The sequence below is a fragment of the Ardenticatenales bacterium genome (assembly GCA_020634515.1).
Lineage (GTDB): Bacteria > Chloroflexota > Anaerolineae > Promineifilales > Promineifilaceae > JAGVTM01.
Window position 1 is genome coordinate 312939 of sequence record JACKBL010000004.1, and the last position, 8795, is coordinate 321733.

Here is an 8795-nt window from a genome sequence, read left to right on the forward strand (position 1 = left end):
AACTCCTTGTGAGTTTCAAATGATGAATGGTAACTCCTAGCGCTCTCTGAAAATTGGTCCAATCTGGCTTAGCAGTTACGATGAATGAGGGCCTTCGTCTTTCCGGGGAAGTATATCATTTTCCGGGGGAATTGGGCGGATCACTGGTCATTGAGCCAGGTGTATTCCTGGTCAGTTGGCTAAGCAAAATTCCGCCAACAGGCGGATGCGATGGGGAGTCTTCCCGCGGTATAGTGTATGTAACGCTAATCGTGGCGTTGGTTTGTGCCGGCATCTTGCAGCACCACAATCCGGCAATGACGACACAGGAGGTGTCACCATGCGGCATCTAAAAACCTTTGCCTTCCGCCTGCCGGCAGGCTTCGTCGTGCTGGCCGGCCTCTTCCTTTTCCTCATCCTGCGCGGGTCCGCCCCCCTGGCCGCCGCGGACACAACCTGGATGGCCGAATACTTCAACAACACCACCCTCTCCGGGCCTCCCGCCTACTTTCGCCAGGAATCTGACATTAACCACGACTGGGGTACAGGCAGCCCCGCCCCGGGCATCAACGCCGACAACTTCTCCGCCTGCTGGATGCGCGTCGTCAACTTTTCCGGCGGAACCTATCGCTTCTCCGTCACTGTGGACGATGGCGTGCGCCTTTACGTAGACGATCAGCTTCTGATCAACGCCTGGTACACCAGCAACGTCCACACCCTCAGCGCGGACACCTTCCTTGCCGCGGGTGACCACTACGTCCGGCTGGAATATTACGAAGCGGGCGGCAACGCCATCATCAAACTCAACTGGTCGCCGCTCAATGTCTCCACGCCGACGCCCACCACCGGTTGGCGCGGCGAATACTACAACAACCAGACCTTGAGCGGCACGGCCGCGCTGGTGCGTACCGACCCCGCCGTGGACTTTAACTGGGGCGTGGGAACGCCCGCCGTGGGCCTCCTGGCCGCCGACCACTTCTCCGTGCGCTGGACGCAATCACTCACCTTCAATCCAGGCCGCTATCGCTTCGTCGTCAACGCGGACGATGGCGCGCGCCTCTGGGTGAACAATACGCTCCTGGTTGACAAGTGGGTGGACCAGCAAGGGGGGGCGCTCATCGCGGAAATTGACCTGCCCGGCGCGCTGGTTCCCATCAAACTGGAGTACTACGAAGACATTGGCGGCGCGTCTGTCAAGCTGGCCTGGACGCAGGTTATCTCCTATGGCACAAACCAGTGGCAGGGAGAATATTACAACAACACCAGCCTCAGCGGCGCGGCGGCTCTGGTACGCACGGATAGCCAGGTCAACTTCAACTGGGGCACGGGCACGCCTGCCGTGGGCGTTATTAACAGTGATAACTTCTCCGTGCGCTGGACGCAAACGCTCTACTTTAGTCCGGGCAACTATCGCTTTACGACGACGACGGATGATGGGGTGCGCCTGTGGGTGAATAATGTTCTCCTGATTGACCGTTGGCAGGACCGGGCGACGCAATCCTTCTCGGCGGACCTCTCCTTGCCGGGTGGCTCCGTGCCGCTGCGCATGGAGTACTATGAACATGCGGGTCTGGCGGAAGCGCATCTGACCTGGAGCGTGATCTCTGGCCCGACGCCGGCGCCGCAGCCGACGCCGCAGCCGACGCCTAAACCCACGCCCACGCCGCCGCCGCTGCCCACCGGGGCCACGGCGACCGTCATCTCTGATCTGCTGAATCTGCGCACGGGGCCGTCTCCGAGCTACAATATCATCCGGGTGCTGACGCGCAATCAGGTGGTACGGTTGGCGGGTTATCGTAACCTGAGCGCGACTTGGGTGCAGGTGATTACGGCGGATAATGTGCAGGGGTGGGTGTATGCGCCGTTTGTGTTGAGCAGTTATCCGCTTCTGAGTTTGCCTGTGTGGTCGGGATCGGCGGGGACGGTCAATGCCGGCACGGCTATTGTCATCGCTTTCTACCTGAACGTCCGCACCGGCCCGGATGTCTCCTACACCACTTTTACCCGTCTGCTCAACGGGCAGCAAGTTACCCTCACCGGCTACCGCAACGGCGCGGCTACCTGGGTGCAAATTATCACCCCCGAAGGGCAAACGGGTTGGGTTAACCAGCGGTATCTGCTGTACAGCTACCCGATTGAAGACATGATCGTCTGGTCCGGGTAACGAATAAGCTTCTCTTGCCACAACAGGACGTGGATGAATGTGAGTGGATGCCGGCATATTATGCCGGCATCCTTTTGCGCGCATCCGCGTCCTTTGTCCTTTACCGAATTTAGAGAAACGGTATCGTTTGGGTTGGCATCAGGCGCAGACGGAATAAAATGGGGATATTCTGATGTCGCCCCTGGCCGGGGGGCAAATTGTGATAAGGAAATGTGTCCCTATGAAGCCTTCGAAGATGTGCCTGCTCCTCTGCGCTATGGCCGCGACTCTGCTGCTTGCCGCCTGCCGCGCCGACAAACCCGCCGCCTCCCATGATACGACGAGCCAATCCGCCGGGGAGAATGCCGGCATTGCCACGCCCACGGAGGAAATTTACCTGCCGCCCGCGGACAAAGCCGACACCCCGGCGAATACGGTGCAAAATTTCTACGGCTGGTATCTGGACGCGATCAAAGCGGCGCTGACGGGCGACCGTGATAATCCGCTGGCGAATGGGGAGGTCGCCCGGAGCGGTTATCTGACGCCCATGTTGATGCACCGCGTCAACGAGCTGGTGCTGAAGTTTGATGAGCAGGGTTTTGTGGGGCTGGATCCTTTGTGGTGTGCCGGCATCACCCCCCCCGACAACTTCTACCTCGATGGACAATTCAGCAACAACGGCGTCCCCATGCTCCTTATGCGTACCAATTTGCCCCAACACGCTTTTGTCGTGTACACGCAGCAAACGGGCAATCTTTGGCAAATCAGCGACATTGCTTGTGCCGGCACACCCGAAGGCGTCGTCAACAGCTTCTACCTCTGGTATCTTAGCCGCCTTGCCGACCAGGGACCAGCCGCCCTCACCAACGGTGACTACCGCGCCAGTGGCTTTCTCTCCGCCGCCCTGATGGAACAGGTAGATGCCCAGGTCTCCGCCGGGGCAAGTGGCGACGACCCATTTTTATTGACCACCAGGACCCCGCAAGGCTTTGCCGCCACGCCCGCCGAAAACACGGGTGGTGTCGTTCTCCTGCGCCTTGATTTTGGCGATGCCGGTCAAGAGCTGCGTATCCGGCTGTTGCAGGAGGGCGGGTTCTGGAAGATAGACGTGATCAAGCTGGCAAACCAATAGCCATTCCTGGATCGGATTGCGGGCGGGCTGTGTCCGATTTGGAAAATCGGACTACAAGAGGGTTGTCCGATTTTCTAAATCGGACCGGAAACAAGCGACTTTTTCTCCACGCCGTCCGCCCACTACTTTTGGACCATTGGCAAAAAAACGAGCTGCTCGCGGGCAATGCCATACCAATAACCCATTTGCGCCGCGTATGACGGGCTAGAAGCCTTCCCGATGGCCGTCTGCCCTACCGTCATGTTGATAGCGTAATCGGTGGAACTGGCCGCCCCGCCGCCACCCGACAGCGGCACCATCCAATCCACGGCATAATTCGGCGATGACATGGCCTGCGTGCTGAGGGCAATGATCAGGCAGGCGATCAGCGCCAGGATCAACCCGATTCGTATGCGCTGCATCCTGTGCCTCCTTTTCAATCGTCATACGCCAGCGTCAGGCGCACGCCGCCAATCTCCACCCAGGTGGAAGCGCCGCTGAATCCCAATTCCAACGTCAGGTACAGCACGCCGGAGTCCGGCGAAAGGACATTGTTGTTGCTCAAGTTGTAGGATTGCACGCAGCCGGTGGGGTTATTGCCTACGTCACAGACGTGATCGGTGGTGTCGAACAGAATCGTGAGGTAGCAGGAGGACGTGCCGCACACGCCCGTCTGCCGGCGCAGCAGCACCGCCGCCAGCCCATCAAACTCCGTCTGCCCCGCCCAATGAATCTCCATGCCCGTCAAACGCACGTTCTGCCCATAAAGTGTGCCCGGAACCGTGATCGGCAGCATCACATTCTTGTTGCCCGCCGTCGCCCCACGATAGATTTTCGCGCCGCCCACCGTGTCCATGTCAATGATCGTGCTGTCGGATTGGTGATAGGGGCGCGCGCCGCTGCCGCTGATCCAGAGATACGAGGGGGCCGTGCTTTGCACAACGCCGCTGCCGCCCGCCCGCAGGGCCACGCCGGACGCGCTGGCGGCATACACCCCCACGCCGCTGCCGCTGTTTTCGACGTGCAAAATGGCGTTGTCGCCGCTCAGGTTGTATTTAATCACGGCTCCTGGCCGCAAGCTCCAGGCGTAGGGGACGTTGTCCAGATACTGGCGCGGCGTCATTTCCCCGTCACCTTCCACTTCTATGCTCAAATAGAGTTGCTGTCCGCTGATGGGACAGTTGCCGGCATACATGTATTTGCTGAACAGCCCATCTTCCACGGTGACGCTGCGCGTGTCCGTACACAGAGCCGTCCCTCCCGTGGACACATCGTAGAGACGAAAGGTGAGGGAATAGTCACCGTCCAGTGGGCTGCCGTCAGCGTCCGTCAGCCGTCCCTGGATGGGAATGTACCCACTGCGGGCCTCTGGCGCGGTGGGCTGCTCTGGGCGCGGCGGCGCGGATTCATCCGCCGCGGATTCATCCGCCTGTGTCAGGCGCGGCGCGCCCGGCAGCGCAACCAGCGCCAACAAAAATGCGGCGACCACAATCAAAGGAAAGATCGATTTACGGTTCATCATGCGCCTCCCTGGCAAGTAAGGGTAGATATTCTTTAAACGCTCGTGTCCTGTTTGTTACATGTTCGTGATGGAGGGCTGCTCCCACTGGCCCCTTTAACAGACTACAAAGATAATTGGTCCAATCTCGCTTAGCGCTTACATGCTGACATCAATACGCCTGGCTAAGACTTTTGTAATCTTTTACTATAGAAGTAGGGCATCCGTCACCGCCAGTGGCAAACGTCCGGTTTTTTTCCGATTTTCGTCATGAGTCATGGGGGTTCTTCCTATGCGCGTTTACTGGCCAGTTGACCAGTCGTGAATCTGTCCATCCGTCCAGACACAATTCTCGCCACCTGCCTGATGCCGGGGTGGGGTTTTGGGGGTATATTGACATTACCAGCGCATATACGCGGCGCTGCCATCACGTCAATGAGGGAGAGAATGCGGATTATTCTCGCGGATGATCGGCCACGGGTGCGCGCGGCGCTGCGGCTCTTGTTGGAACAGGAGCCGGGCAATATGATTGTGGCGGAGGCGGCGGATGCAACCGGCCTGTTTCTGGCCTTGCAGTCCCAGGTGGCTGATCTGTTGTTGTTGGATTGGGAGCTGCCGGGAATGCCGGCATCTTCTCTCCTCCCCCTCATCCGCTCCCGCCAACCCCTCATGCGCATCCTCGCTCTGAGCGGTCGCCCCGAAGCCCGCGCCGAAGCCCGTGCCCACCGCGTAGACAGCTTCGTCAGCAAAGGAGACCCTCCTGAAAACGTCCTGGACGCCGTGCGCGCCTGCGCCCGCAGCCGGGAAGAGGGGGAAAAGCCATCGTGACGGAAATACCGCCACCACTGACCGTATCCGGTAGCGAGCGCACCGGAATTCTGGCAGGCGTGCGCCTCTACCTGGACAAAGTGCGCTTGTTCCGGCCCAACGCACGCCTCTACCTGGCAAGCCTGATCGTCAGTGGCGTCGCCTACGGCATCTACGGCCTACTGTTCAACTTCTACGTCCTCAGCCTGGGTTACAACGAAGCCCTGCTGGGGCAACTGCTGACCACGTCTAGCCTGGTGGCTTTGCTCAGTGCCTTGCCTGCCGGCTATGTCAGCGACCGCGTCGGGCGGAAGCGGGCTTTGTTTCTGTCCAGCCTGATGACGACCGCTGCCGTGGTGGGGCTGGTCACGTGGCGCAGCGTGACGGGCTTCTTTGCCATGAGCCTTGTATTGGGGTTGGCGCAAAGCCTGAGTGGGGTCACGTTGGGGCCGTTTTTGATGGAGAACAGTGGCGAGGCGGAGCGGACGTATCTTTTTTCGATCAGTTTTGGCTTGAATATGCTGGCGAGTTTTGTGGGGAACTGGATTGGCGGGGGAATGCCGGCATGGATAGGCCATATCGCCGCCGTGAGCGCAACCAGTGCCGTCGCTTACAGGTGGTCGTTGGTGATTGTTGCCGGCATTGCCGCCCTGGCCCTCATCCCCCTCTCCCTCCTGCGCTCCCATCCCGGCGCCCAGGAAGACGAAGGACGTAATCTCTCCCCATTCCAATATGCCCGCCAAAACCCCCGCCTGCTGGGCAAACTCATCTCCCCTCTGCTCGTCACCTCACTGGGCGCGGGCCTGCTCATGCCCTTCATGAACGTCTTCTTCCGCCGCACCTACCAGAGCAGCGACGCCGCCATCGGCACCCTCTTTGCCGCCGGCTCCCTGGCTATGGGTATTGGCCTGCTCGTGGCCCCGCCCCTGGCCGACAAATACGGCAAGATCGCGGTCGTCGTCCTCACCCAAGCCCTGTCCATTCCCTTCCTCATCTTGCTTGGATTCGCGCCCTGGTTCTGGCTCAGCGCCACCGCCTACCTGGTGCGCCTGGCCTTGATGAACATGAGCAATCCCGTCTACCAGACGTTTGTTATGGAGGAAGTACGTCAGGAGGCGCGGGCCACCGTTGCCAGTCTGGTGAGCATGAGTTGGAACGTTGGCTGGTCGTTCAGCCCCACCATCAGTGGTTGGCTGCAAGTGCATTACGGATTCGCGCCCGTTTTTCTGGGCACAATCACCACCTACATCATTGCCATCTATCTCTACTGGCGTTTCTTTTATGCGCGTGAAAAGTAACTGCTAAGCCAGATTGGACCCATTTCTTTGGTGAAAATGGCCGTTGAGCGCGTGAAATTGGTCCAATCTCCAGAGAGCGTTAGTCGTTACGTGAAAAGTTGCCAAACCCTAAAGGTCTGGAAGATCTTTAAGGTTCATTGACCCTATAAGGTATTTGAGAAGGAGAACACCATGCTATTTCCACACAACCGGCAGAGCCGGCAAGTAAGTTTCGGAATGTTCAGCGCCCTCGTCGGCGTTTTCGTTTTTGTTTTTCTCGGCACTTGGTCATCCGCCGCGCGGGCGCAGACGCCCATTCCCACGGCCCCGCAAATTCCGGGGGTGGATGTGGAGCCGGATTATGACGTGTCCGCCGAACCCGGCCAGATGCTCACCCTGGCGCATACGGTGAAGAATACACAGACTGGCGGCGACACCTTCCTGGTGCAGGTGGAGTCGCAAATGGGCTGGCCGGTACTGCTGGCGGGCGCGCCGCTGACCAATACGATGCAGTTGACGCTGATGCTGGACGCGCAGGAGACAGCCGCTGTTGAGGTACAGTTGACGGTTCCCTCTGATGCGGTCGGCGCGCGAGATGAATTGACGCTGACGGCGGTTTCGTTGAGCAATCCGGCCATCGTGGGCGCGGCGGTTGATATTGTTACCGTGGAGACGCGCTTTTATTTTCCCATCCTGTTTAATTGGTATCCGCCCGTGCCGTATGCGCCTGTGTTGAACCCGATCAGCAATGCGGAACAAGATGGGTACTATACGGTGTCGTGGCAGGCGGCGGGGCTGGCGCAGACGTACAGTCTGGAGGAGGATGATAATGCGGCTTTCTCCAGCCCGACGGTGGTGTACACAGGCGCGGGAACGTCGTGGTCCGTGCCGTCGCCGGGGAAAAATGCCGGCACTTTCTACTACCGCGTCCGTGGCAACAACAGCTACGGCTTCGGCCCCTACAGCAACACGGAGTCGGCGACGGTAGCCAACCTGTTTTATGCGGACACGACGTCGTTGAATGCCGGCAGTTGCACCACCCTGCACTGGAACTTCACCAACATCAAGGCCCTTTACGTCTCCTTTGCTTACGGCTTCGACAAGCGGGGCGTTGCCGGCATCGGCTCCGCCACCGTCTGCCCCAGCGTCACCACCACCTACGAAGCCCTCGTCGTCAAGCAAGACAACAGCCAGGAAACGCACACATTCACCATCAACGTCACCGGAAGCGCCTGCGGCGACCCCTACGTGCAGCGATTCGAGCCAACCACCTACAGCGTCAAGGCCGGGGAGAAATTCAGCATCTTCTGGGACGTGGAATGCGCCCAGGCCATCTACCTCTCCATCGGCGGCGGCGCGGAAACACCCGTCCAGGGGCACGACTCCCGCCTCGACCTGACCATCACCCAGGACACGCTCTACAAACTGCGTATCGTCTTCTTCCGCGGCCAATCCGACAACGCTTCCTTCACGGTCATGCTGAAGAAGTAACCGGCACTTGACCAGGGACGGCTGAGGTCGCCTGAAGGACTAATCCCCTATCTGTTGCGGCGGGGGTTGCCTGCGACAGACTCAGGCCACAGGTAGATAGAAAAAAGACGGAATGGCGTAAAGCCATTCCGTCTTTTCTTGTCTCGGAAAACAGGAACGCTACGCTTCCAGGGAGCGGTAATACGCCTCCGCCAGGGCATTGTAACGCTCAGGAATCGGCCACAAGGTCGGGTCCTGGTGCCACTGCGTGTTTTCGCGCCCATGCAGCAGCACCATTGCCCAACAATAGGCCTCCTCATGCAGCAATAGGTACGCTTCCATCTCCGTGGCAAAAGCAAACAGACCGGAATCCGCGATCATCCGCACGGCGGTTTCTTTGTCCATGGAGCCAAATTCCATCAACGATAACACCAGCAAGTCATATGTTTCCCGCAGTAGTTGCCGGATTTCCGCTCCATCCGCATCCGCAAACATAACGTTCAAACCACT

The 8795-nt window shown here is 59.2% G+C and carries 9 protein-coding genes; 6 read left to right on the forward strand and 3 right to left on the reverse strand.

Translation table 11 applies throughout. The annotated features are described in order from the left end of the window. The first annotated feature begins 80 nt into the window (after positions 1-80). The 3 genes from H6650_13015 to H6650_13025 all read left to right on the forward strand — a co-directional run bounded on the left by H6650_13015 (position 81) and on the right by H6650_13025 (position 3254). Positions 81-332, forward strand: coding sequence for a hypothetical protein (locus tag H6650_13015; GenBank protein MCB8952922.1), 252 nt, complete (start codon positions 81-83; stop codon positions 330-332). After that, complete coding sequence (locus H6650_13020; protein MCB8952923.1) at positions 320-2143, forward strand: SH3 domain-containing protein; 1824 nt, start codon at positions 320-322, stop codon at positions 2141-2143. Before H6650_13015 ends, H6650_13020 begins: the two co-directional genes overlap by 13 nt. A 220-nt stretch (positions 2144-2363) precedes the next feature. Continuing rightward, entirely contained in the window at positions 2364-3254 is an 891-nt protein-coding gene (locus H6650_13025) for a DUF3828 domain-containing protein (protein ID MCB8952924.1), read from the forward strand. 122 nt (positions 3255-3376) lie between these two features. On the opposite strand, the gene H6650_13030 is transcribed toward H6650_13025, so the two are convergent. Both H6650_13030 and H6650_13035 read right to left on the reverse strand, forming a co-directional pair. After that, on the reverse strand, positions 3377-3655 hold the full coding sequence (locus H6650_13030) for a hypothetical protein (GenBank protein MCB8952925.1): 279 nt from the start codon (positions 3653-3655) through the stop codon (positions 3377-3379). Between the two features lie 14 nt (positions 3656-3669). Beyond that, positions 3670-4755, reverse strand: a complete 1086-nt coding sequence (locus H6650_13035) for a hypothetical protein (protein MCB8952926.1) — start codon at positions 4753-4755, stop codon at positions 3670-3672. Between the two features lie 423 nt (positions 4756-5178). Between H6650_13035 and H6650_13040 the strand changes: the two genes are divergently transcribed. From H6650_13040 to H6650_13050, 3 genes are all read left to right on the forward strand, one after another. Beyond that, complete coding sequence (locus H6650_13040; GenBank protein MCB8952927.1) at positions 5179-5559, forward strand: response regulator transcription factor; 381 nt, start codon at positions 5179-5181, stop codon at positions 5557-5559. Then, the gene (locus H6650_13045; GenBank protein MCB8952928.1) at positions 5556-6836 is read left to right on the forward strand and encodes an MFS transporter; all 1281 of its coding nucleotides are present in this window, start codon (positions 5556-5558) and stop codon (positions 6834-6836) included. Before H6650_13040 ends, H6650_13045 begins: the two co-directional genes overlap by 4 nt. A 171-nt stretch (positions 6837-7007) precedes the next feature. After that, entirely contained in the window at positions 7008-8306 is a 1299-nt protein-coding gene (locus H6650_13050) for a hypothetical protein (GenBank protein MCB8952929.1), read from the forward strand. Between the two features lie 159 nt (positions 8307-8465). On the opposite strand, the gene H6650_13055 is transcribed toward H6650_13050, so the two are convergent. After that, positions 8466-8789 carry a hypothetical protein gene (locus H6650_13055; protein ID MCB8952930.1) on the reverse strand — a complete coding sequence of 108 codons (324 nt, stop codon included), beginning with the start codon at positions 8787-8789 and terminating at the stop codon, positions 8466-8468. Positions 8790-8795 lie beyond the last annotated feature (6 nt).

Excerpts from the sequence above, each read along its gene's own strand:
- H6650_13030 (MCB8952925.1), bottom strand. The coding sequence starts at position 3,655 with ATGCAGCGCATACGAATCGGGTTGATCCTGGCGCTGATCGCCTGCCTG.
- H6650_13015 (MCB8952922.1), top strand. The coding sequence starts at position 81 with ATGAATGAGGGCCTTCGTCTTTCCGGGGAAGTATATCATTTTCCGGGG.
- H6650_13040 (MCB8952927.1), top strand. The coding sequence starts at position 5,179 with ATGCGGATTATTCTCGCGGATGATCGGCCACGGGTGCGCGCGGCGCTG.
- H6650_13025 (MCB8952924.1), top strand. The coding sequence starts at position 2,364 with ATGAAGCCTTCGAAGATGTGCCTGCTCCTCTGCGCTATGGCCGCGACT.
- H6650_13020 (MCB8952923.1), top strand. The coding sequence starts at position 320 with ATGCGGCATCTAAAAACCTTTGCCTTCCGCCTGCCGGCAGGCTTCGTC.
- H6650_13035 (MCB8952926.1), bottom strand. The coding sequence starts at position 4,755 with ATGATGAACCGTAAATCGATCTTTCCTTTGATTGTGGTCGCCGCATTT.
- H6650_13050 (MCB8952929.1), top strand. The coding sequence starts at position 7,008 with ATGCTATTTCCACACAACCGGCAGAGCCGGCAAGTAAGTTTCGGAATG.